Annotated in this window: 20 protein-coding genes and 1 pseudogene; 4 read left to right on the forward strand and 17 right to left on the reverse strand. The window is 70.3% G+C overall.

The annotated features are described in order from the left end of the window. A pseudogene (locus ACXJMZ_RS12120) lies at positions 1 to 148 on the forward strand (flavodoxin family protein); the annotation flags it as partial. A 7-nt stretch (positions 149 to 155) separates the two neighbouring features. Here the strand turns inward: ACXJMZ_RS12120 and ACXJMZ_RS12125 are convergent. The 3 genes from ACXJMZ_RS12125 to ACXJMZ_RS12135 form a co-directional block, all read right to left on the reverse strand. Continuing rightward, the gene (locus tag ACXJMZ_RS12125) at positions 156 to 989 is read right to left on the reverse strand and encodes a PIG-L family deacetylase (protein ID WP_457030012.1); all 834 of its coding nucleotides are present in this window, start codon (positions 987 to 989) and stop codon (positions 156 to 158) included. Between the two features lie 102 nt (positions 990 to 1,091). Continuing rightward, entirely contained in the window at positions 1,092 to 1,829 is a 738-nt protein-coding gene (locus ACXJMZ_RS12130; protein WP_457030013.1) for a Mut7-C RNAse domain-containing protein, read from the reverse strand. Positions 1,830 to 1,960: 131 nt separating this feature from the next. Next, the gene (locus ACXJMZ_RS12135) at positions 1,961 to 2,611 is read right to left on the reverse strand and encodes a DUF4386 domain-containing protein (RefSeq protein ID WP_457030014.1); all 651 of its coding nucleotides are present in this window, start codon (positions 2,609 to 2,611) and stop codon (positions 1,961 to 1,963) included. Between the two features lie 116 nt (positions 2,612 to 2,727). On the opposite strand from ACXJMZ_RS12135, the gene ACXJMZ_RS12140 reads away from it, so the two are divergent. Further along, positions 2,728 to 3,414: a TetR/AcrR family transcriptional regulator C-terminal domain-containing protein gene (locus ACXJMZ_RS12140; protein ID WP_457030015.1), complete on the forward strand. Its 687-nt coding sequence runs from the start codon at positions 2,728 to 2,730 to the stop codon at positions 3,412 to 3,414. A gap of 203 nt (positions 3,415 to 3,617) precedes the next feature. Further along, entirely contained in the window at positions 3,618 to 3,896 is a 279-nt protein-coding gene (locus ACXJMZ_RS12145) for a hypothetical protein (protein WP_457030016.1), read from the forward strand. A 3-nt stretch (positions 3,897 to 3,899) separates the two neighbouring features. Here the strand turns inward: ACXJMZ_RS12145 and ACXJMZ_RS12150 are convergent, their stop codons facing one another. From ACXJMZ_RS12150 to ACXJMZ_RS12210, 13 genes are all read right to left on the reverse strand, one after another. After that, complete coding sequence (locus ACXJMZ_RS12150) at positions 3,900 to 4,715, reverse strand: alpha/beta fold hydrolase (RefSeq protein WP_457030017.1); 816 nt, start codon at positions 4,713 to 4,715, stop codon at positions 3,900 to 3,902. Between the two features lie 87 nt (positions 4,716 to 4,802). Beyond that, entirely contained in the window at positions 4,803 to 6,149 is a 1,347-nt protein-coding gene (locus ACXJMZ_RS12155; protein WP_457030018.1) for a glycoside hydrolase family 43 protein, read from the reverse strand. Positions 6,150 to 6,176: 27 nt separating this feature from the next. Then, positions 6,177 to 7,619, reverse strand: coding sequence for a family 43 glycosylhydrolase (locus ACXJMZ_RS12160; protein ID WP_457030019.1), 1,443 nt, complete (start codon positions 7,617 to 7,619; stop codon positions 6,177 to 6,179). Positions 7,620 to 7,630: 11 nt separating this feature from the next. Next, the gene (locus ACXJMZ_RS12165) at positions 7,631 to 9,109 is read right to left on the reverse strand and encodes a family 43 glycosylhydrolase (RefSeq protein ID WP_457030020.1); all 1,479 of its coding nucleotides are present in this window, start codon (positions 9,107 to 9,109) and stop codon (positions 7,631 to 7,633) included. A gap of 199 nt (positions 9,110 to 9,308) precedes the next feature. After that, a complete protein-coding gene (locus ACXJMZ_RS12170; RefSeq protein WP_457030021.1) occupies positions 9,309 to 10,379 on the reverse strand; it encodes an aldose epimerase family protein in 1,071 nt (356 codons plus the stop codon). 136 nt (positions 10,380 to 10,515) lie between these two features. Then, positions 10,516 to 12,015, reverse strand: a complete 1,500-nt coding sequence (gene araA, locus ACXJMZ_RS12175; RefSeq protein ID WP_457030022.1) for an L-arabinose isomerase — start codon at positions 12,013 to 12,015, stop codon at positions 10,516 to 10,518. Then, positions 12,012 to 12,692: an L-ribulose-5-phosphate 4-epimerase gene (locus ACXJMZ_RS12180; protein ID WP_457030023.1), complete on the reverse strand. Its 681-nt coding sequence runs from the start codon at positions 12,690 to 12,692 to the stop codon at positions 12,012 to 12,014. Before ACXJMZ_RS12180 ends, araA begins: the two co-directional genes overlap by 4 nt. Beyond that, a complete protein-coding gene (locus ACXJMZ_RS12185; protein WP_457030024.1) occupies positions 12,689 to 14,377 on the reverse strand; it encodes a ribulokinase in 1,689 nt (562 codons plus the stop codon). The genes ACXJMZ_RS12180 and ACXJMZ_RS12185 overlap by 4 nt, the downstream gene beginning before the upstream one ends. A gap of 174 nt (positions 14,378 to 14,551) precedes the next feature. Further along, the gene (gene yjfF, locus ACXJMZ_RS12190) at positions 14,552 to 15,538 is read right to left on the reverse strand and encodes a galactofuranose ABC transporter, permease protein YjfF (protein WP_457030025.1); all 987 of its coding nucleotides are present in this window, start codon (positions 15,536 to 15,538) and stop codon (positions 14,552 to 14,554) included. Then, on the reverse strand, positions 15,535 to 16,584 hold the full coding sequence (locus ACXJMZ_RS12195) for an ABC transporter permease (protein WP_457030026.1): 1,050 nt from the start codon (positions 16,582 to 16,584) through the stop codon (positions 15,535 to 15,537). Before ACXJMZ_RS12195 ends, yjfF begins: the two co-directional genes overlap by 4 nt. Then, the gene (locus ACXJMZ_RS12200; RefSeq protein ID WP_457030027.1) at positions 16,581 to 18,092 is read right to left on the reverse strand and encodes a sugar ABC transporter ATP-binding protein; all 1,512 of its coding nucleotides are present in this window, start codon (positions 18,090 to 18,092) and stop codon (positions 16,581 to 16,583) included. Before ACXJMZ_RS12200 ends, ACXJMZ_RS12195 begins: the two co-directional genes overlap by 4 nt. Before the next feature lie 68 nt (positions 18,093 to 18,160). Continuing rightward, entirely contained in the window at positions 18,161 to 19,147 is a 987-nt protein-coding gene (locus ACXJMZ_RS12205; protein WP_457030028.1) for a substrate-binding domain-containing protein, read from the reverse strand. 310 nt (positions 19,148 to 19,457) lie between these two features. Next, entirely contained in the window at positions 19,458 to 20,450 is a 993-nt protein-coding gene (locus tag ACXJMZ_RS12210) for a LacI family DNA-binding transcriptional regulator (protein ID WP_457030128.1), read from the reverse strand. A 638-nt stretch (positions 20,451 to 21,088) separates the two neighbouring features. Here ACXJMZ_RS12210 and ACXJMZ_RS12215 point away from each other — a divergent pair. Beyond that, on the forward strand, positions 21,089 to 21,418 hold the full coding sequence (locus ACXJMZ_RS12215; RefSeq protein WP_457030029.1) for a hypothetical protein: 330 nt from the start codon (positions 21,089 to 21,091) through the stop codon (positions 21,416 to 21,418). A gap of 212 nt (positions 21,419 to 21,630) precedes the next feature. Here ACXJMZ_RS12215 and ACXJMZ_RS12220 read toward each other — a convergent pair whose 3' ends face one another. Beyond that, a complete protein-coding gene (locus ACXJMZ_RS12220; protein ID WP_457030030.1) occupies positions 21,631 to 22,320 on the reverse strand; it encodes a hypothetical protein in 690 nt (229 codons plus the stop codon). Between the last annotated feature and the right edge of the window lie 64 nt (positions 22,321 to 22,384).

A 22,384-nucleotide genomic window follows, 5' to 3' on the forward strand; every position in this document is an offset into this window, starting at 1 on the left:
CAACCGCAACACCACCTTCATGACCTGGAACCAGCTCCACCTCGCCCGCCTGCTCAAGGACGCCGGAGGCATCCCGGCCCACGGCAACCAGCGCTCCGAATGGGACGCCGGCTGCCGCTTCGACTTCGAGAACCCCGAGCACCGCTGAGTGGGGGTCAGCGCAGCCCGGCGAAGAGGTCGCTCTCGGGTACGGCCGCCTCGGTCGTGTCCTGGACCCGCACGAAGGTCTCCACGCCCATCAGCTCGGTGAACCTCTCCTTGCCCATCTTCAGGAAGAAGATGTTCTCGCCCTGGCTGGCATGCGCGGCCAGCGCGTCGAACTTCTGCCCGCCGAACTCGGTGGTGTCCACCCAGGTGGTGATCTCCTCGTCGGGGAGTCCGATCTCGGCCATCGCGGCGGCCTCCGCCGGATCCGGCTCCTCCCAGTCCGCGCCGAACTCGCGCATGACCTCCCCGAACCGCTGCATCATCGAGCGCGGCGCCGTCGTCCAGTACACCTTCGGCGTCAGCTCCGTCATCGCCAGCGCCGCCATCGTGATGCGATTCGCCTGGATGTGGTCGGGGTGGCCGTAGAACCCGTTCTCGTCGTACGTCACGACCACGTCGGGCTGGTAGCGCCGCAACAGTTCGGCGAGGCGGGCGGCGCCCTCCGTCACGGGCGTCTGCCAGAAGGAACCGGGCGCGTCGTTGGCCGGCCAGCCCATCATCCCGGAGTCGGCGTACTCCAGCAGCTCCAGGTGACCGACCTTCAGCACCTCGCAGCTCGCCTCGAGTTCCTGACGGCGCATCGCGGCGACCGCCGCCGGATCGTGCCCGGGCTCGCCCGGCTTGACACCCCCCGGTCCGTCACCGCAACCGCCGTCGGTACACGTGACGAGCACCGTGCGAATGCCCTCCGCCGCATACCGCGCCAGGACACCGCCTGTTCCGGTGGCCTCGTCGTCGGGGTGGGCGTGAACTGCCATCAGCGTCAAGGGCCGGTCAACCATGAAAACCATCCTTCGGTCTGAAAAGTACTCGGCCCCAGTCTGCGGTAGGCGGGCCGGCTGCCGCCCGCAATATCGCGGGCGCCTCGGGTTGCTCCGCCCCGCTCAGGCCGGCCGGCCCGGCCCGCCGAACTCCTCCACCGCCGCCGCCACGATCGCGTCCAACTGCGAGTGGTGCGCGCCGCGCCAGTACACCTGCGCGCAGTCGGCGCACTGCGCGAACACGTCGTACGCCCGCTCGGTGCCGTCCTGGAGCTGCTTCCTGACCTCCGACTTCTCGGCATCGCGCAGCGTCCCGTTGCAGGCCGTGCACCTGGTCCAGGGCGCGAGCGGCGGAGCGAACCGGGAGAGCACGTCCCGCAGTTGCTCGACGGGTCGGTGACTGTACACATAGCCGCCCGCCCACAGCTCCCGGCGGTGCAGCAGCCCCCGGTCGCGGGAGAGCATCACCCGCTGCTCGGCGGCCGAACGCGCCGCCAGGGCCGGATCCCCGATGTCCACGCTCTCGTACGCCGCATCGACGCCCAGCAGCCGGAGCCGACGCGCCAGCGTCCCGAGGTGGACATCCAGCAGGAAGCGCGCGGGCCCCGGGAGTTGCTGGGGCCTGGTCACGGCCAGCACCGAGAACCGCTCACCGTCCACCGGGACGTGGGCGGCGGCCACCGGCCCACCGGCTGCCCGCAGCGAGCCGACCTCGGTGAGCGGCACGCCGAGCGACTCCACCACATGCCCGAGCGTCGCCGTCCCGTCGGTCCGCACCGCCGACCAGCCGACCCGCCGGGGCGCGCCGACGAAGACGTGCAGCTCGGCAGCGAACTCGATCCAGATCTCCGGCTTCTCCACACCGACAGCATGCCAGCCGCCGCTGGGTCGGCTGCCGTCAGGTGCCCGAGGTCGCGGCGAGCGCGGAGAGCGGCCGGGCCCGGGCATCGACGAATCACGGGCGCCAACCGTGGTCAATGGCTGACGGTGCATCAGTTCTCGCTGAAACCACGGGCGATCAGCCGGACGGCGAGCGTCACCTCCCAGGCGAACACCGGCAGGGCCGCCAGCGACCCCAGCGGGGAGACCTGCCCGTAGAGCCCGAACAGCACCGCGACGGCCGAGGCGCAGATCAGCGGACCGCCGACCAGCCCCAGCACGGCGATGAACCGGGGCACCAGCCGCGAGCGGTACATCAGGACCGCCAGCACCAGCGTGTTCGCCCCCAGCACGAAGTTCGGCCCGAGCAGGAACGTCCAGTCGTGGACAGCCACCAGCGCGCGGGCCACCGTGGCCACGTCGCCACCCGGCGCCTCCCGACGCAGCGTCACCACCGACAGGACCGCGACGATGCCGACCGCGATCACGGCGGCCTCCAGCAGCCGGCCGCAGACGTAGCCGAGCGCGGCGCCCTCGTTCTGCCGCTTGACGACCGGGTACAGCACCACCCCGGTCCCGATCACCGCCAGCACCAGGACGATCTCGCACAGCGCCCCCGCGAACACCCGGGCATCCGCCCCGGCGCCGGCCACGTAGCCGGCCTTCAGCGCCGGACCGTACAGCAGCAGGCCGGCGATCGCGGCGACCTCGGTGATCAGGAACAGCACACCCGCGACCAACGCGGTCCTTCTGGTTGAGCTCATCAGTACCCTCCCCATGGCCAGGTGTACGGCGTACACCTTCCGCAGAGGTTAGGCGTACGCCGTACACTCGTCAACACCAGCCGCCGGTCCGCCGGCCGACCACGAGGGAGTTGACGATGACTCGGCTGCCGGAGCCGGCCCACCGGGCGCCGCTGAGCCGCGACCGGGTGCTGCGCGCCGCCGTCGCGCTCGCGGACGGGACCGGGATCGACGCACTCAGCATGCGCAAGCTCGCGCAGGAGCTGGGTGTGGTGCCGATGGCGCTCTACAAGCACGTCGCCAACAAGGACCAACTGCTGGACGGCATGGTCGACTTCGTGCTCGGCGAGATCGGCCCGCCGATCCCGGGCCCGGACTGGCAGAGCACCGTCCGGGCGCGCATCCTCGCCGCCCGCAGCGCGCTGCTCGGCCACGCCTGGGCGGGCAGGGTGATCCAGTCCCGCATCGCCCCGACCCCGGCGCTGCTGGGGTACACCGACTCGGTGATCGGCCTGTTCCGTACCGGCGGATTCTCGGTCGACCTCACCCACCACGCGATGCACGCGCTCGGCAGCCGGGTGCTCGGCTTCACCCAGGAACTCTTCGACGACTCCCCCGGCCCCGGCCCGGCCGACCCGGCCGTACTGCAGGCGCTGGCGGCGAACTACCCGCACGTCGCCGAGCTGGCCATGGCGGGGGGGGGCGACGAGAACTCCGTCGTGGGCCCCGGATGTGACGACCAGTTCGAGTTCGAGTTCGCCCTTGACCTGCTCCTCGACGGCTTCGAACGCCTCCGCCGCCGAGGCTGGTCCTCCGGCGGTTAGCCAACCACCAGGGCATCCGGGCAGTTCTCACAGACACGGTCGGCGCACCCACCGGACCGAGCCGGAGTCAACGGTGGCCAACGCAACCGCCCGTCAGTGATCGGCGTCTGAGGCCGTGACAAGGGGGGTTGAAGTTGCGCATGTGGGTCAAGGTCGGTTGCCTGGGGCCGATAGCGGCGGGGCTCGGGACGGTGGGGACGGTCATGGAGATCGGGCAGCGATGGCGTGGGTGTGAGAGCCACCTGGAGCCCGGCTCACAATTTGCCCTGTCGGCCGCACTGCCCGTGGCGTTCGTCCTGGAGCTCGCAGCGGTCTACCTCGGCGGCTGGACAGGCGACTGGATCGCCAGGAAGGCCGAGGTCGAGCCCGAGGCCAGGACGTTCACCGTGCTGCTGTCGACGGCCCTCGCGGTCGTCACGGTGGCGGTAGTCCTGATCACGCTGGCCGGCTCGGGCGACACCTCCTGCCCGACGCCGCCCTGACGCTCACCGCCGCCCCGCGCCCGCCCCGGCCGCCTCGACGATCACCTCGGCGATTCGCGCGGGCTGCTCCACCAGCGCCATGTGCCCCGCGTCCGGCACCGTGACCATCGTCACCCGGGAGCACGCCCGCAAGCCCTGGAGTTCCTCCGCCGCGAGCCCGACCTCGTCGCGGTCGCCGCGTACCACCCAGGCCGGCGCCCCCGAGTCGCACAGCCGGGCGACCAGGGACCCGTGCCGGTCCAGGTATTCGTAGTAGCGCCGCACGCTCCGGCGGCAGAACCTCGGATCGTTCCGGCCGAGGTCCGCCGCCAACACCTCCGCGCGCTCCGGCGGAAGCTCGCGCTTCATCGCCCTCGGCAAGGTCTTCATCATCGCCGCCCACGCCAGTGGGCCCAGGCCCGGCACCCGGCCCACCCGGTCCATCACCTCCAGGAACTTCGCCTCGTCCCGGCGGGAGAACGTCGGCGACAGCAGCACCACCGGCCCCGAGAACACCCCGGCCGCCACCATCTCGATCGCCACGTTCGCCCCCATGCTGTGACCCACCAGCACGTCGCAGCCCGCCTCGGCGGCGAACTCCCCCATCAGCCTGGCGTAGTTCTCCATCGTCAGATCCTCGGGCGGCGGCGTACGCCCGAACCCCGGCAGCGTCACCGCCACCATGCCGAGCCCGGCATCCGCCAGCACGGGCTCGGCCATCACATCCGCGTAGAACTCCGTCGTACACATTCCGCCCGGAAGCATCAGCACCCGGCGCCCGGCACCCTCCGGACCGGCCCTCCGGATGTCCCAGCCTGCGCGCCCACTCTCCGTGCTCATGGGCCACAGCCTGATCCCCCGACCCGGCCCAGGCAATCACCCTGCTCCGGACGCGGTGTGTCGCCGACCGCCTCGGCGGGACCAGCATCAGGCCCAGGGGCTGACCACCTGGAAGGAGCTGTCGGCGCGGAAGGTGTCACTGTCCTGGTAGAGGTCGGCCCGCAGCTCGTAGTTGTAGTGCCGCAGGTAGCGCCCAGGGTAGTTGTAGGACTCCAGCGAGACCGAGCCGGCCGCCGAGCCGGGACGGGCGCAGTAGGTGGCGTCGCCCCGGAAGGCGGTACTGCCGTCGTTGCTGTCGAGCCGGAGCTTGAAGTCCCAGTGGCGCAGGTACCGGCCGTCGGCGGCGCGCAGCGAGTAGCAGTTGGCGTCGGCCAGGCCGGGCACCACCGTCACGGTGGCGTCCTGCTTCACGGTGGCGCTGCTGCTGGCGGTCACCGGGTCGAGGTAGCCAAGACCGCTGCGTGAACTGACGTACCGTCCGGGGTAGTTCACGGACTGCAGCGAACGGGTGGTGTTGACCGGCAGCGTGGCGCCCCCGGCGACGGTCTCCTTGAGCACGGTGAAGTGCCGGGCGAAACCGGTGAGTCCGGGCAGTTCGGTCGGCGTGGACCAGGTGGCCAGTCCGTCGTAGCTGTCGCTGTAGTAGTACTTGTGCGCGCTGTAGCCGTCGTAGTAGATCCGCCAGCCGCCGTTGTCGAGCTGGACCAGCGCGGGGCCCTCCACCCAGTTGCCCCAGCCGGACCAGTTCCCGGTGCCGGTGATCGTGTAGGGGCCGCCGAGGCTGCTCGCGGTGGCGTGCTCCAGGTACTTGGTGGTCTCGTTCTTGGTGATCGCGTGGTAGGTCGAGCCGATCTTCACCACGAAGGTGTCGATGTGGTTGCCCGTGATCCCGGCCAGCGCCGTCGGCGAACTCCACGACGTGAGCGCCGAGTTGGTCGCCGTCAGCCGATACGGCTGGAAGTCCGCCCCGCTCGCCGAGGTGGAGAGCGAGACGATCACGTTGACGCTGCCGTCGGTGTCCACGTGCCACTCGGGCGCCCAGGTGCGCTGCAGGCCGGCCAGCGGGATGGTGTGGTTGCCGAGGAAGGTCCAGTTCACCCGGTCGGTGCTGGAGGCGAAGCCGATGGTGTCGCCGGTCCAGTTCGTGGTGTACGTGATGTAGTACTTGCCGTCGGTGTGCCGGATGATGCTCGGGTCGCGGATCAGGCCCGAAGGCGGCGTGTACGCCGAGGACTTGACCAGACGGTAGCCGGCGCCGTCCGGGGAGTCGTAGACGTACATGTTGGACTCGCTGGTGTTGGTGAACGCGGTCATCGTGTACCGCGTCGCCGATCCCGCCGGGGGTGCGGCGGCCGACGCACCCGTGACCGGTACGGCCGCGAAGGCGAGGGCCGCAGCGAGTGTGGCCGCCAGGCGGCGGAGGGTTCCTGACAAGGTGTCTGCTCCTCTGGGTGGTGGGGGCTACTGCTGGTAGAACGTCGCGTCGGCCTTCGCGACCGTCGTGCTCACCGCCTGCACCTGGAGCAGGTAGTTGTAGTGCCGCAGGTACTGGCCCGGCAGGCTGTACGCCTCGTAGGAGACGGCGGCCGAATCGGCCAGACCGGCCCGCTGGTGGAAAGTGGCGCTGTCCTTGAAGCCGGTGGAACCGTCGCTCTTCTCCACCCAGACCTCGCCGTTGCTGCGCGAACGCAGGTAGTAGCCCGGGAAGTTGGCCGACTCCAGCGAGACCGTGCCGGAGCCGGAGAGACCCGGCACCGTGCGGAACTGCGAGTCGGCCAGGTTGGCGACATCCGCGTCCAGCCGGGCCCGGTACTCCCAGTGGCGGATGAAGCGGTCGGGGTAGTTGTAGGAGGACAGCCGGACCGGGGTCGCCCCGTCCGCCACCGGGATGCCGAAGTTGGGCGTGCCGTCGGCGTTCCAGTACAGCTTCTGCACCCGGGTCCGGCGGTTCGGGTCGTTCAGCGGGTCGCCGGTGATGTCCTTGTAGCCCCGGTCGTGGTAGACGAGGATGTCGCTCCTGCCGTCCTCCGAAGTGGTGAACTGGTTGTGCCCGGGGCCGTACTGGGACGTCGCCGCGTTGCTGGTGAAGACCGGGGTCGCAGTCTTGCTCCAGGAGGCCGGGTCGGTCAGGTCGCTGCTCGCCGAGGCGGTGAGCAGGCCGAGGCAGTAGTTGCTGTCGGTGGCGGCGGCGGAGAAGGTCATGAAGACCTTCCCGCCGTGCTGGATCACCGCGGGGCCCTCGTTGACCTTGTAGCCGACCGTCTCCCAGGCGTACGTCGGCACGGTCAGCCGGGCCGGAGTCCCGCTGATGGTCCAGGGGTTGGCGAGCTTGGCGATGTAGACGTTGGAGTTGGTCGCGATCGCCGGGTCCTTCTGGGCCCAGCTCAGATAGCGGGTGCCGTTGACCACGAAGGTGGTGGCGTCCAGCGCGAAACTGTCCATCGGGGTCGCGATCTGGCCCTTCTCGGTCCAGCTCCCCGTGACCGGGTTGGCGGCCGAGCTCTCCAGCACGTACATCCGGATCTTCCAGATGTCGGTGGTGCTGCCGGCGGCGAAGTAGACGTACCACTTGCCGTCGATGAAGTGGATCTCCGGCGCCCAGATGTGCGCACCCATCGCACCGGTGGCGTGCTTGGTCCAGATCACCGTCTCGGCGGCGGTGGCCAGGCCCTGGATGGTGGTGGCCCGGCGCAGGATGATCCGGTCGTACTCCGGGGCGGTGGCCGTGAAGTAGTAGTAGCCGTCGGTGTGCTTGTAGATCTGCGCGTCGGCACGCTGGCTGATCAGGGTGTTGCTGTACGAGACGGCGGGCGAGGCCGGAGCGGCCGCCTGGGCGGGGGCCACCGGCAGCATCAGCGCGGCCAGCACGGCGGCACCGACCGCCAGCGAACGGGTCTTCGTCATGGCTCTTCTCCTCAGTTCGCGGTGAGCTGCCACTGCTGGCAGGCGTTGTTCAACCAGGTCCACTGCCGCACGTCAGCGCCGTCCGCTGTACCGCAGTTGGCGACGTCCGCGACCTTGCCGCTGCTCGCGTTCACCAGCCGGACCCAGCCGCCGGAGTCGCTGAGCACCAGCCGGAACCGCTGGCAGCTGTTGTTCAGCCACGACCACTGCCGCAGATCCGCACCGTCGGCGCCGGAACAGTCCGCCAGATCCAGCACCTTGCCGCTCGCGACGTTCACCAGCCGGCTGGTGTCGTCCGCCTGGTCCTCCACTCGCCACTTCTGGGCAGCCGCACCGTTGCAGGCGAACTGCCGGACGTTCGCCCCGTCGGCCGACGAACCGTCCAGCAGGTCAAGGCACTTGCCACTGTTCCGGTTCACCAGGGAGTAGCTCGTCGGCGTCGCCGCCGTCTCCCCGGACGGGCCGGCCGGCGTCACACCCGTACCGACCGGCACCCCGAAGTTCGGCGTACCGTCCGCGTTCCAGCTGAACTTCTGCGCCCGGGTGGTCCGGTTGTTGTCGCAGCCGCCGCTCGCCGAGTTGTTGGCGTGGTAGACGATCCAGTCCTCCGTCCCGTCCGGTGACTTGAAGAACCCGTTGTGCCCCGGCCCGTACACCCCGGCCGCGTCGTTGCGTTGGAACACCGGTGTCGACTTCTTCGTCCAGGACGAGGCCAACAGCGGGTTGCTGCCGGTTAGTTCGAGCTGCCCGAGCTTGTAGTCGGGGGTGGTGCAGTAGCTACCCGAGTACACGATGAAGGTCTTGCCGTTGTGGTAGAGCGGCTCCGGGCCCTCGTTGACGGCCGCGCCGGACTTCTCCCAGCTGTACGTCGGCGTCGAGATGACGCTCAGCGCACCGCTCACCGTGTACGGGTTGCTCATCGGCGCGATCACCAGGTTCTGGGTGCCGCCGCCGAACGCGCTGCCGAGCAGGTAGAGCGCACTGCCGACCTTGAGCACACTCGCGTCGATCAGCCAGGTGTCACTGCCCGGCGCGGCCAGGTCGTTCTTGAAGCTGTACGGGCCCATCGGATCGGTGCCGACGCTCTCGGCCACGTGCAGCCGCTGGGTCGAGTTGTAGTCGGCGATGCCCTGGCCTGCGACGTAGTAGAGGTACCACCTGCCGTTGAGGAAGTGGATCTCGGGCGCCCAGATGTTGCAGCACCGGTTGGTGTTGGTGTCCTTGAAGATCTGCACGCTCGGGGCGGTCGACAGCCCGGCCAGGGTCGGCGACTTGCGCATGGTGATCTCGGACGACCAGGAGGTGGTCACCAGGTAGTAGTTGCCGTTGTAGTACTCCAGCCAAGGGTCCGCCCCCTTCTGCGACTTGACCGGATTGGTGTACGCGCGCCCGGCAGCAGCCGTGGCCGGGCGCTCGGCGAGGGTGGAGCCCAGCAGGGCGAGCAGCGCGACCACCAGAAGGAGCCAGGGGTGCGAGCGGGCACGGGTCACGGACGGGTCCCTTCGAGGGTGGCGTCTCCCCGCGGGCACCGAGAGCGGTGCGGCGGCCGGTGAACGGCACGGCGGGGTGCGGCGGTTCGGCGCTGGGGCTCGTGGATTCCGCCGACACCCCGCCGTTCATTTCGACCGCGTGTCGAGAATGTTAACGCTCACAGAACAAGGGTCAAGGCCCCCGACCATCTCGGTCGGATCACTCCGCCGACAGTCGGTAGACGGTGGTCGACCGGTACCGCTCCCCCGGGCGCAGGACGGTGGAGGGGTAGTCGGGGAAGTGCGGCGAGTCCGGGAAGTGCTGGGTCTCCAGCGCGATGCCCGCATACCGCCGGTACGGGCTGCCACCAGGGCCGGTCAGCCCGCCGTCGAAGTGGTTGCCGGTGTAGACCTGCAGGCCGGGCTCGGTGGTCAGGCAGTCCAGCCGCCGGCCGCTGCCCGGGTGGAACAGGGTGGCCGCCTCCCGCAGTCCCGCACCTGGCCGGAGCACCCAGGTGTGGTCGTACCCGTCCCCCGCCAGCCAGATCTGCGGGTGCGCCGCCGAGACCCGCCCGCCCAGGCCGGTCGGTGCGGTGAGGTCGAACGGCGTGCCGGTGACCGGTTCGGGCGGGCCGAACGGGATCAACTCCCGGTCCACCGGCAGGTATGCGTCGGCCATCACCCGGAGCAGGTGGTCCAGCACCATCCCACTGCCCTCGCCGCCCAGGTTGAAGTAGGCGTGGTTGGTCAGGTTCACCACGGTCGGGGCATCCGTGACCGCCTCGTACGAGACCGTCAACTCGCCTGCGCCGTCCAGCAGGTACGTCACCGTCACGTCCAGCGCACCGGGGAAGCCCTGGTCACCGTCCGGGCTGTGCAACGTCAGCCGGACACCCACCCGGTCACCCTCACGCACCTGCTCCCCGTCCCACAGCCGGGTGGCGAAGCCGTCCGGGCCGCCGTGCAGGGTGTGGCCGTTCGGCTGGGTGGCCAGCCGGTGCACCACTCCGTCGAGCGGCAGCTCGCCGCCCGCGATCCGGTTGCCGTAGCGGCCCACGGTGGCGCCGAAGTACGCGGCCTCGCCGAGCAGGTCACCGGTCGAGGTGCCGCCGAGCACCACGTTGGCCCGCCGGCCGTCCCGGTCCGGGGCGTACAGCGACTGCAGGCGGGCGCCGAGGCTCAGCACCTCCGCCGTGACACCGCCCGCCGTGCCGAAGACCCAGCGGTCGATGGCTCGGCCGTCCGGCAGCTCGCCTGCCGGGTGGTGCTGGATGGTCAGGTCACCGGTCATCGCAGGGTGCTCCTCTCGTGAGGTTCAAGACGTGTGGGGCGACGCCCGGTTCGGACGCCGCCCCAGAGGAAGGGATGGGCTCAGACCGACCGGCAATTGGGGGGCGGCGTCGCGGCGCCCCAATTGCCGGTCGGTCTCAGAAGCCCTGGGCCAGGCGGTGGTAGGCCTGGTTCCAGCGCAGCTCCTTGGTGAGCTGGCGGATCGTCGTGTCGGCGTCGATCAGCACCAGCTCGGTCGAGAGCATCTCGGCCAGGTCGTCCAGCTCCTCCGCGCCGAGCGCGCTGCTGAGCACGGTGTGGTGCGGGGCGCCGGCGGCCAACCAGGCCTCCGCGGAGGTCCGGAAGTCCGGCCGGGGCTGCCAGACCGCGCGGGCCACCGGCAGGCTGGGCAGCGGGGCAGCGGGCTCGACCACGTCGATCTCGTTGGCCACCAGCCGGAACCGGTCGCCCATGTCCGCCAGACCGACCACCACGGCCGGCCCCGGCTCGGCGTCGAAGACCAGCCGGACCGGGTCCTCCCGGCCGCCGATGCCGAGCGGGTGGATCTCGCAGGACGGGGTGGCCGCGGCGATGCTCGGGCAGACCTCCAGCATGTGCGCGCCGAGGATCAACTCCCGTCCCGGCTCCAGGTGGTAGGTGTAGTCCTCCATGAACGAGGTGCCGCCGGGCAGGCCCTGCGCCATCACCTTGAGGGTGCGCAGCAGCACCGAGGTCTTCCAGTCCCCCTCGCCGCCGAAGCCGTACCCGTCGGCCATCAGCCGCTGGACCGCGAGACCGGGCAGCTGGCGCAGCCCGCCGAGGTCCTCGAAGTTGGTGGTGAATGCCTTGAAGCCACCCTCCACCAGGAACCCGCGCAGGCCGAGCTCGATCCGGGCGGCGTAGCGCAGCGAGTCGTGCCGCTCACCTCCCAGGCGCAGTTCGGGGGCGAGCCGGTAGAGCTCCTCGTACTCCTTGACCAGCTCGGTGATCTCGGCGTCGCCGGTCGAATCGACCACCTCCACCAGGTCGTTGACGCCGTAGGTGTTGACCGAGACGCCGAACCGGAGCTGGGCCTCGACCTTGTCGCCCTCGGTCACCGCGACGTCGCGCATGTTGTCGCCGAACCGGGCGAGCTTGAGCGAGGAGAGCTCGGCGCGGCCGGCTGCGGCGCGGGCCCAGGAGGCGATCCGGACCGCCACGGTGGGATCGCTGACGTGTCCGGCGACGGTCTTGCGGGTGACGCCGATCCGGGACTGGATGTAGCCGAACTCGCGGTCGCCGTGGGCGGCCTGGTTCAGGTTCATGAAGTCCATGTCGATAGTGCCCCAGGGCAGTTCGACATTGGCCTGGGTGTGCAGGTGCAGCAGCGGCTTACGCAGGGCGTCCAGCCCGGCGATCCACATCTTGGCCGGGGAGAAGGTGTGCATCCAGGCGACCAGGCCGATGCAGCTGTCCTCCGAGTTGGCCTCCAGGCAGACCCGGCGGATCGCGCTCGCGTCGGTCAGGACGGGCTTCCAGACCACCTTGACGGGGAGGGAGCCGCCCAGGCTCTCGGCGATCTGCTGCGACTGCGCCGCCACCTGACGGAGCGTCTCCTCGCCGTAGAGGCCCTGACTGCCGGTCAGGAACCAGATCTCGCGGCCTTCGATCGAACTCATGCGTGGGTCTCCTTGACTGACTGCTGGCCGTACACGTTCTGGTAGCGGAAGTTGAGGCTGTCGATGTCGTCCTGAGCGATCGGCAGCGGTTCGCCGAGCTGGCGGGAGATGTGCACGGTGCGGGCGACGTCCTCGCACATCACGGCGGCCTTCACGGCGGCCTTGGCGTCCTTGCCGATGGTGAAGACGCCATGGCTCTTCATCAGCACGGCGGGCGAGCGGTGGCCGCGCAGCGTCTCCACGATGCCGCGCCCGATCGAGTCGTCACCGATCAGCGCGAACGGGCCGACCGGGATCTCGGCGCCGAACTCGTCGGCCATCGCGGTGAGTACGCACGGCACCGCCTCGCCCCGGGCGGCCCAGGCACAGGCGTAGGTGGAGTGGGTGTGCACCACTCCCCCGACCTCGGGCATGTGGCGGTAGACGTAGGCGTGCGCGGCGGTGTCCGAGGACGGCGAGTGCGCGCCCTCCAGCACCGTGCCGTCGAGGTCGCACAGGATCATGTTCTCGGGCGTCAGTTCGTCGTACGAGACGCCGCTGGGCTTGATCACCATCAGGTCCTCGCCGGGGACCCGGGCGGAGACGTTGCCTGCCGTCCAGACCACCAGCTGGTAGCGGACCAGCTCCTGGTGCAGGTCGCTGACCTGACGGCGGAGCAGCTGGATGAGGTCGGTCATGATTCCTTGCCGATCTGGGTGAGCGCACGGTTACGGATGCGGCGCAGCCGGTGCAGCTGCTTGTCGGCGCCGGTGCCGAAGTGCCGGTGCAGTTCGGCGTACTCGGCGTACAGCGCGTCGTAGGCGTCGGCCCGCTCGGGGTCCGGCAGGTACGCGCTCCGTTCGACCCGGCCCATCGCGGCGGCGGCGGTCCGGACGTCGGGATGTGCCCCGGCGGCGACGGCGGCGTGGATGGCGGAGCCCAGCGCCGGGCCCTGGGCGGAGGCGGCGAGCGAGACCGGGCGGCGCAGCACGTCGGCGTAGATCTGCATCAGCAGGGCGTTCTTCTTCAGTCCGCCGGTGACGATGAACTCGGTGACGGGGACGCCGCCCTGCTCCAGCGCCTCGACGATGGTGCGGGTGCCGTAGGCGGTGGACTCGAGCAGCGCGCGGTAGATCTCCTCCGGCCGGGTGGCCAGGGTGAGACCGATGATCACGCCGGAGAGGTGGTGGTCCACCAGGGTGGAGCGGTTGCCGTTCAGCCAGTCCAGCGCGACCAGTCCGTGCCCGCCGACCGGCTGGGCGGCGGCCTTGTCGGTCAGCAGCTGGTGGGCGTCCTGGCCGGCTGCCTCGGCCTCGGCCAGGTAGTCGGCGGGCAGGCCCTGGCGCAGCCACCAGGCGAAGATGTCGCCGACCGCGCTCTGCCCGGCCTCGTAGCCGTAGGCGCCCTCGACGATGCCGCCCTCGACCACGCCGCAGATACCGGGGACGTCGGCCAGGGTGGCGCCGTTGACCACGTGGCAGGTGGAGGTGCCCATGATGGCGAGGAGCTGGCCGTTCTCGACGGCCTGGGCCGCAGGCGCGGCGACGTGGGCGTCCACGTTGCCCGCGGCGACCGCGATGCCCTCGGGCAGGCCGGTCCAGCCGGCCGCCTCGGGGTTGAGCGATCCGACCCGGGAGCCGAGTTGGGCGAGCGGGTGCTCCAGGCGGGTCCGGGCGAAGTCGGCGAAGTCGGGGTGCAGGGCAGCGAGATACTCCTCCGAGGGGTAGCTGCCGTCCTGGAGGATGCCCTTGTAACCGGCCGTACAGGTGTTGCGGCTCTCGGCGCCGGTGAGCTGCCAGACGATCCAGTCGGCCGCCTCGATCCAGCGCTCGGTGGCCGCGTAGACCGCCGGGTCCTCCTCCAGCAGCTGGAGAGCCTTGGCGAACTGCCACTCGGCGGAGATCTTCCCGCCGTACCGGCTGATCCACTTCTCGCCGCGCTGGTGCGCCAGCTCGTTGATCCGGTCGGCCTGCCCCTGGGCCGCGTGGTGCTTCCACAACTTCGGCCAGGCATGCGGGCGTTCGGCCAGCTCGGTCTCGGCCAGCGGGGTGCCGTCGGCCCGGACGGGGAGCACGGTGCAGGCGGTGAAGTCGGTGGCGATGCCGATCACGGCAGCCGGGTCGACACCACTCGCCGCCAGTGCGGCGGGGACGGCGGTGCGCAGCACCTCGCGCCAGTCCTCGGGGTGCTGGAGCGCCCAGTCGGGGGGCAACAGGGCATCGGTGCCGGGCAGTTGGTGCTCGATCACACCGTGCGGGTACTCGTGGACGGCGGTGCCGAGCTCCTCGCCGTCGCGTACCCGCACCACCACGGCGCGGCCGGACAGGGTACCGAAGTCGACGCCGACGACGTAGCGCTCCGGGGCCTCGGGGGAAGAGGGCACGTTCACGTCCTTCTTGAGAGTGTGGATCTGGTGCCGGCCGCCGGGCGGGTCCGCGACGGTGCGGGCCCGGCGGCCGGTCCGCCGTTCCGGGGAAACTCCGGGGAACGGGGCCGCGTTGCTGGGCGACCGAAGCGGGTGGGCCGGTCCAGCGAGCGGAGACTGTGTGTGCGTTGGCTAGCTGCGCCGACGGGACGTCAGCAGTCGCTGCAGCAGGATGAAGACGAACAGCAGGGCGCCGATCACGATCCTGGTCCACCACGAGCTGAGCGTGCCCTGGAAGCTGATCACGGTCTGGATCAGGCCCAGCACCAGCACGCCCAGCACGGTGCCGAGCAGATAGCCGGTGCCGCCGGTGAGCAGCGTGCCGCCGATCACCACGGCGGCGATCGCGTCCAGCTCGAGACCCACGGCGTGCAGTCCGTAGCCGGAGAGCATGTAGAAGGTCATCAGCACGCCGCCGAGCGCCGAGCAGAAGCCGCTCACGCCGTACACGCCGATCTTCGTCCGGGACACCGGCAGGCCCATCAGCACCGAGGACTGCTCGCTGCCGCCGAGCGCGTACACGTTCCGGCCGAACCGGCTGTAGTGCAGCACCACGAACGCCGCCACGACCGCCAGCACGGCGATCAGCACGCTCGGCGAGATGAACAACTCACCCAGCGGGATCCGGGTCTGGGCCATCGAGGTGTACGTCGGGTCGGTGATCGAGATCGAGTCGATGCTGATCGTGTAGCAGAGGCCGCGGGCCAGGAACATGCCGGCCAGCGTGACGATGAACGGCTGGATCTCGAAGGTGTGGATCACCCAGCCCATCGCCAGGCCCGCCCCGGTGCCGATCGCCAGCACCAGCGGGATCACCAACAGCGGTGGCCAGCCGTGCAGTTGGACCAGCCAGGCGGAGATCATGGTGGACAGTGCGACCATCGCGCCGACCGAGAGGTCGATGCCGCCGGTCAGGATCACGAAGGTCATCCCGACCGCCACCACCAGCAGGAAGGCGTTGTCGATCAGCAGGTTCAGCAGCACCTGACCGGAGAGGAATCCGTCGTAACTCACCGACCCGGCGGCGAACATCACCACCAGCAGGACGGAGGTGACCAGCATCGGGATCTGGCCCCGGCCGCGCCGGGTCAGCGTGGACAGGACGGTGTCGGTGCTCATGCGCCGACCTCCAGCTTCTTCGATGCCACCGGCCGGTTGCCGTGCCGCGCGCCGGACTTGCGGCGGGCGGCCTTGGCCCGGAACACCGGCGACTGGACCAGACAGACAGCGATCACCACGACGGCCTTGAAGACCAGGGTGGTCTCCGGCGGGATGCCGATGGTGTAGACGGTGGTGGACAGGGTCTGGATCACCAGGGCGCCGAGCACCGTGCCGCCGAGCGAGAACCGCCCGCCGTTCAGTGAGGTGCCGCCGACCACCACCGCGAGGATGGCGTCCAGCTCGATCCAGAGCCCGGCGTTGTTGCCGTCCGCCGCCGAGACGTTGGAGCTGATCATCAGCCCGGCCAGCGCCGCGCAGAGCGCGCTGACCACGTAGACCAGACCGATCAGACCGGCCGCCCGGATGCCGACCAGTCGGCTGGCCACCGGGTTGCCGCCGACCGACTCGAGCAGCAGCCCGAGCGCGGTGCGCCGGGTGAGCATCGACGCGAACAGCACCACGGCGGCGGCCAGCAGGATCGAGAACGGCACGGTGAGCCAGTACCCGCCGCCGATCAGCTTGAAGGGCTCGCTGGTGACGGTGATGATCTGACCGTCCGTGATGAGCTGCGCCACGCCGCGCCCGGCGACCATCAGGATCAGGGTGGCGATGATCGGCTGTACCCCGATCCGGGCCACCAGCACACCGTTGGCGGCGCCGAGCAGCAGCGCCACGCCGAGCGCGATCGCCACCGCCGTCAGCACCGTACCGACGCTGCCGGGGTCGTCCGACTCGCTGATGTGCAGGCAGGCCAGCGCTGCCGCGATGGCCACGGTGGAGCCGACCGAGAGGTCGATCCCACCGGTGGCGATCACCAACGTCATGCCGAGCGCGACCAGGATCAGTGGTGAGCCGAAGTGCAGGATGTCGATCAGGCTCCCGTACAGGTGCCCGTCCCTGACCCTGATCGCGAAGAAGTCGGGGGTGAACGCCAGGTTGGCGAGCAGCAGCGCGATCAGCACCACGGCGGGCCAGAACAGGCGGTGTCCGGTCAGGCGCTTCACGACGTGGCTCCGCTCGCGATGGTCGACATGATCCGCTCCGGGGTGAGCGTGCCGTCGTTGCGCAGTTCGGCCACCAGCCGGTGGTCGCGCAGCACCCCGACCCGGTGGCTGAGGCGCAGCACCTCCTCCAGTTCGGCGGAGATGAACAGCACCGACATACCGTCACCGGCCAGCTTGGCGACCAGTTTCTGGATCTCGGTCTTGGCCCCGATGTCGATGCCTCGGGTCGGCTCGTCCAGGATCAGCAGCTTGGGGTCGGTGATCAGCCAGCGTGCCAGCAGCACCTTCTGCTGGTTGCCGCCGCTGAGGTTGCGGATCAGCGCCTCGGGGTTGTTCGGGCGGATGTCCAGGGCCCGGATCCAGCGGATCGCCAGCTCGTCCTGGGCCGCGCGGGAGAGCGGTCGGGTCCAGCCGCGAGCGGCCTGCAGGGCCAGCACGATGTTCTCCCGGACCGTCAGTTCACCGACCAGGCCCTCGGTCTTGCGGTTCTCCGAGCAGAACGCGATGCCGTGCCCGATCGCGGACCGGGGGCTGCGCAGCGCCGTGACGGCGCCGTCGATCTTCACGGTCCCCTGGTCGCTCTGGTCCGCACCGAACAGCAGCCGGGCCGCCTCGGTCCGGCCCGAGCCCAACAGGCCCGCCAGACCGACCACTTCACCGGGCCTGATCGCCAGGTCGTACGGCTCCACCGCGCCCCGGCGGCCGAGGCCCTCGGCGCGCAGGAAGGAGGTGCCGGTCGGCTCGGTGCGGGTGGCGTCGGCGAGTTCGGCCAGGCCGGTCAGCTCGCCGCCGATCATCCGGGCGACCAACTCGGTCTGGTGCAGCTCGCTGGTCAGGTACTCGCCCTCCTGGCGGCCGCCGCGCAGGATGGTCAGCCGGTCGCAGATCTCGTAGATCTGGTCCAGGAAGTGCGAGACGAACAGGATCGCCACGCCCTGGTCGCGCAGTCGGCGCAGCACCGTGAAGAGCTGGCGGACCTCGTCGCGGTCCAGGCTGGAGGTCGGCTCGTCCAGGATCAGTACCTTGGCCTGCACGTCCACCGCGCGGACGATCGCGACCAGTTGCTGGACGGCGATCGAGTGGCTGTTCAGCGGGGCGGTGACGTCGATGTCCAGGTCGAGCGCGGCCACCGACGCGGCGGCCCGGCGCCGGAGTTCGGCCCAGTGGATCAGACCGAACCGGCGGGGCTCGCGGCCGATGAAGATGTTCTCCGCGACCGAGAGGTTCGGGCAGAGGTTGACCTCCTGGTAGACGGTGCTGATGCCGGCCTGCTGGGCCTCCAGCGGGCCGCCGATCCGCACCGTCTGCCCGGCCAGGCTGACCTCGCCGCCGTCCGACTCGTACACGCCGGTGAGCACCTTGATCAAGGTGGACTTGCCCGCGCCGTTCTCGCCCATCAGCGCGTGCACCTCGCCGGGGAAGAGCCGGAAGTCGACCCCGTCCAGTGCCACCACGCCGGGGAACTCCTTGCGGATCCCCCGTACTTCCAGGACCGGTTGCGCTCGCACCCGCTCCTCCTCTCGTGTCGGTGGGCGGGCGGCCGTCCGCCGACGGCCGCCCACCTCACCGGGCTGGGTCAGTACTGACGGGTCGGCAGCGCGGCGGCCGCCTGGTCCATGGTGAAGACGCCCTCGACGGTCTTGATCCGGCGCTCGACGGTCTCGCCCTTCTTGACCTTCTTGATCAGCTCCATCAGCTGGTCACCGAGCAGCGGGTTGCACTCGACCACGACGTTGATCTTGCTCGCGGCCATCGCGGTGAAGGCGTCCTTGACACCGTCCACCGAGATGATCTTGATGTCCTTGCCGGGCGTCTTGCCGGCCTCCTCGATCGCCTGGATCGCGCCGAGCGCCATGTCGTCGTTGTGCGCGTAGAGCACGTCGATCTTCGGCTGGGACTTCAGGAAGGCCTGCATGACCTCCTTGCCCTTGGCTCGGGTGAAGTCACCGGTCTGCGAGGCGACCACCTTGAACTTCGCGTCGCCCTTGATGACGTCGCCGAAGCCGGACTTGCGGTCGTTGGCGGGGGCGGAGCCGGTGGTGCCCTGGAGCTCGACGATGTTCACCGGCTCGGTCTTGCCCTGGTACTCCTTGACCAGCCAGTCGCCGGCCTTCTTGCCCTCCTCGACGAAGTCGGAGCCGAGGAAGGTGGCGTACAGCGACTCGTCCTTGGAGTCCACCGCACGGTCCGTCAGGACGACCGGGATCTTGGCGTCCTTGGCCTCCTTGAGCACCGTGTCCCAGCCGGACTCGACCACCGGCGAGAAGGCGATGACGTCCACCTTCTGCTGGATGAACGAGCGGATCGCCTTGATCTGGTTCTCCTGCTTCTGCTGCGCGTCGGAGAACTTGAGGGTGATCCCGGCCTTCTTCGCCGCGTCCTGGACCGACTTGGTGTTGGCGGTGCGCCAGCCGCTCTCCGCGCCGACCTGGGAGAACCCGACGGTGAGCTGCTTGTCGCCGCTGCCGCTCGCCTTGTCTCCCGAACCGCCACCGGAACCACAGGCGGTGAGGGCGACGGCCATCGCAGTGGCGACCAGGGCCACCGCAGCTCTCTTGGACATGTTGGGGGTTCCTCTCGGGTGGGGGCAATGCTGAGTGCGACCGGGGGCGATGCGCGACCCGAGCACGAAAGGGGGCCCACCGGGTACGTCCGCTGTGAACGGGCGATGCCGGGGGTGTTTCGTCTGAGTGAGATTGTTAACGCTAACAATTGGCTGAGGCAAGGGCCCGGCGGCCAGTTACCCAATCTTGACCGGGCCCACCGCGCCGGGCCGGGCCGGGCCGCCACCGCTTCCGGGCAGGCGTCAGCGCGCCGCGGCGGAGCCGCGGGATTGATCAGGGGTCAGCGCGCCGCGCGGAGCCGCAGAAGGGTCAGCGGTGAGCGGCGGACGGGCCGCTGCTGCGGCGCAGCACCAGCTCCGCCGAGATCAGTACGTGCTCGTGGGCCCCCCCGGCACCGGCCACCGCGTCCACGAGCAGCGCCAGCGCCCGACGACCCAGCTCCCCGAAGTCCTGCCGGACGGTGGTCAGCGGCGGGGTGAAGTACGCCGCCTCGTGGATGTCGTCGAAGCCCACCACGGAGATGTCCCCGGGGATCGCCCGGCCCGCCTCGTGCATCGCCCGCAGCAGCCCGAGCGCCATGTGGTCGTTCGCGCAGAACACCGCACTGACCTCGGGGTCCTCGGCCAGCTGCAGCCCGGCCTGGTAGCCCGAACGCGCACTCCAGTCGCCGCTGTGCACCTGCGGCACCTGGGCACCGGCCGCCTCCAGCGTCTGCCGCCAGCCGGCCTGCCGGTCCTGGCTCTCCAACCAGCCGCTCGGACCGGCCAGGTGATGGACCGTCCGGTGGCCGAGGTCCAGCAGGTGCCGGGTCGCCGCGGCGGCGCCCGCCTGGTTGTCCACCGACACCATCGGCACCCGGGTCTGGTTCCCCGAACCGACCGCGACCACCGGCACCGAACTGGACAGCTTGGCCACCGCGCTGACCGCCGAGATCTGCGGGGCGATCACCACCACACCCTCGACGCCCTGGTCGCGCAGCCGGTCCACCGCCTCCTGCACCGAGCGGCTGTCCAGCGAGCGCAGGCTCGCGACGCTCACGAAGTACCCGGCGCTGCGGGCGGCCTGCTCGATCCCGTCCAGCATCGAGGCCGGACCGTACAGGGTGCTGTCGAAGCTGACCACGCCGAGCGTCTGGGACCGCTTGGTGACCAGCGCCCGGGCTGCCGAGTTCGGCCGGTAGTCCAACTCCCGGATCGCCGCCAGCACCCGGTCCCGGGTGTCGGGGCGGACGTGCGGCGCACCGTTGAGCACCCGCGAGACGGTCTGATGCGACACCCCGGCGAGCTTCGCCACGTCCGCCATCACGGGCTGCCGGAGCTCGGCACTGTCGGTCCCCACGAACGGCCCCCTAGGTTTCCTGATGGCGTTCAGCAGAGCCTACTTCTTGTGCACGCTCACATACCGCACTGGCCCACCCCGGACCTGCCCGGCCGGCCCACCTCTCCCCCGGCCATGGGCCGTGGACAGGCGCACCCGCGCCCCGTTCGGCCATCGCTCCGCAGACCTGGACCATGGCCAGGAGGTGATCCGTGGGGCCGTAGTCGTTCTTCCAGTCGACATAGACCCCACTGGCGCCGTCCGTCCGGCACCGCAGCCCGACGGTGACCCAGCGGACCGACCCGTCGCCGGCCGGCGAGAACGCGACGGCCGTTTCGAACTCCTCGCCCCCGCACCGGCACCCGTCCACCTCTGCCGACCGCCTGGGGGGCGATGACCGGCACCCCTGACCGGCGCAGCCTCCGCCGTACGTGCCCGCCGGACGTCCTGCCCCGCCCCGACCGACGGTACGTGGACCCGCTCCGGCCGCACTGCCCGAATCCATATTGAACACGTTCAAAGTATCTGCCAGGATGGCATCACTCGATGTCGGCCGGGCAACACGGCGGCAGCCGACCGGCTGTCACGTACCCCTGCCGTCCCAACAATTGGGAGCGTACGACGTGATCATCGCCCTGATCCTCTTCCTGGCTGTCGGAGTGCTCGTCATGGTGGGACCGGCTGCCGCGTTCGGTCTGGTCACCGGCCTGCTGACCGCCAAGCTGGCGGCGCCGGTGCGGATCGGCCTGCTCCTGCTGGTGGCCGCGGGTCAGACGGCAGCGTGGGCGCTCCTGCTCGCCTCCAGCGACCTGGTGCCGGCCGTCGCCTTCCTGGTCGGCCTGGCCACGCTCGCCTCGGGGGCCGGCGGCGTGGCATGGTCCACCCGCCGGACCCGGGCGACCGGGTACCTTCCTGCCGGCCCGCCGACCTGGCACCACGGCTCGGCCTGGTAGACCGGGCGGCCGCAACTGTCGGATCCGCCGGACGACCAGCGGCACCGGGCCACAACTCCCGGGCCACGCAGCTCCACTGCGATGCGGCGAAACTGATCGTGGACTACTCGGTCCCGCTGAACTCCACGTACTCGGCGTTCATGAGACGCTCATCGATCGATCCGCAGCCGTCAGCTGACGGCCGACGGCCGACGGCTGCGCGGGGTCGATGCTCAGGAAAGTTCCGGGTCGATGTGGGCCGGAGAGCGGTCGGCGGCCTTGAGGCAGGCGATGATCCGCTCGTGGGTGTCTCCCACCCGGTCGACCACCTGGACCCGGATGTAGACCTCGTCGATGACGCGCATGGCCTTCTCGGTGAACCAGCCCAGAAAGCGCATCCCTTGGCCTGGGAGCGGGGTGCCTGCCGTGATGACCGTGAGCATGAAGTCCTTCCGGACCTCCAGGCCTTCGGCGGCGATCCCCTCGATCGCCTGCAGGGCCGTCCCCCAGGTGCCCGGTGCCCGGGACGGTTCGCCGTGCGCGGCCGGCAGGAAAGTGACGAGATAGCTGATCTCCGAGACCACCGCGACGTCCTGGCCGGCGTTCGTCAGACTGCAGGCCCAGGCACGTTGGCCGAACGGGGCCATGCCGTCCACGGCCCGTCCGTTGTGCCCGAGCGCGGGCCTGACCGTCCGCGCGTACTGGGCGCGGGCCAGGGACGCCCCCAGTGCGGCCAGCGCCGCCGTGGTCGCACTCTGGATGTCCAGGAACTTCAGCTTCCACGGCCAGCTGCCCCGAAGCTGATCCGGCAGGTTGTCGCGGATCACGCTGTAGACCAACAGGGCCAACGCCACCGCGGCCGCCGCGTTCAGCAGCCTGGAAAGCAGCGTGTTCCTGCGGACGACTCTCTGCCTGCTCTCCATCCGGTCCCCCCAGTCCCGGCCGGCGATCCGAGATCCGAGCGACCGGCGCCGACGATTCTAGGTC

This window comes from Kitasatospora sp. P5_F3, assembly GCF_054049135.1.

Bases quoted from the DNA above. Each gene is read 5' to 3' on its own strand.
- ACXJMZ_RS12170 (WP_457030021.1), bottom strand. From the start codon at position 10,379: ATGACCGGTGACCTGACCATCCAGCACCACCCGGCAGGCGAGCTGCCG.
- ACXJMZ_RS12135 (WP_457030014.1), bottom strand. From the start codon at position 2,611: ATGAGCTCAACCAGAAGGACCGCGTTGGTCGCGGGTGTGCTGTTCCTG.
- ACXJMZ_RS12210 (WP_457030128.1), bottom strand. From the start codon at position 20,450: ATGGCGGACGTGGCGAAGCTCGCCGGGGTGTCGCATCAGACCGTCTCG.
- ACXJMZ_RS12205 (WP_457030028.1), bottom strand. From the start codon at position 19,147: ATGTCCAAGAGAGCTGCGGTGGCCCTGGTCGCCACTGCGATGGCCGTC.
- araA (WP_457030022.1), bottom strand. From the start codon at position 12,015: ATGAGTTCGATCGAAGGCCGCGAGATCTGGTTCCTGACCGGCAGTCAG.
- ACXJMZ_RS12125 (WP_457030012.1), bottom strand. From the start codon at position 989: ATGGTTGACCGGCCCTTGACGCTGATGGCAGTTCACGCCCACCCCGAC.
- ACXJMZ_RS12180 (WP_457030023.1), bottom strand. From the start codon at position 12,692: ATGACCGACCTCATCCAGCTGCTCCGCCGTCAGGTCAGCGACCTGCAC.
- ACXJMZ_RS12150 (WP_457030017.1), bottom strand. From the start codon at position 4,715: ATGAGCACGGAGAGTGGGCGCGCAGGCTGGGACATCCGGAGGGCCGGT.
- ACXJMZ_RS12140 (WP_457030015.1), top strand. From the start codon at position 2,728: ATGACTCGGCTGCCGGAGCCGGCCCACCGGGCGCCGCTGAGCCGCGAC.
- ACXJMZ_RS12220 (WP_457030030.1), bottom strand. From the start codon at position 22,320: ATGGAGAGCAGGCAGAGAGTCGTCCGCAGGAACACGCTGCTTTCCAGG.
- ACXJMZ_RS12160 (WP_457030019.1), bottom strand. From the start codon at position 7,619: ATGACGAAGACCCGTTCGCTGGCGGTCGGTGCCGCCGTGCTGGCCGCG.
- ACXJMZ_RS12145 (WP_457030016.1), top strand. From the start codon at position 3,618: ATGGAGATCGGGCAGCGATGGCGTGGGTGTGAGAGCCACCTGGAGCCC.
- yjfF (WP_457030025.1), bottom strand. From the start codon at position 15,538: ATGAGCACCGACACCGTCCTGTCCACGCTGACCCGGCGCGGCCGGGGC.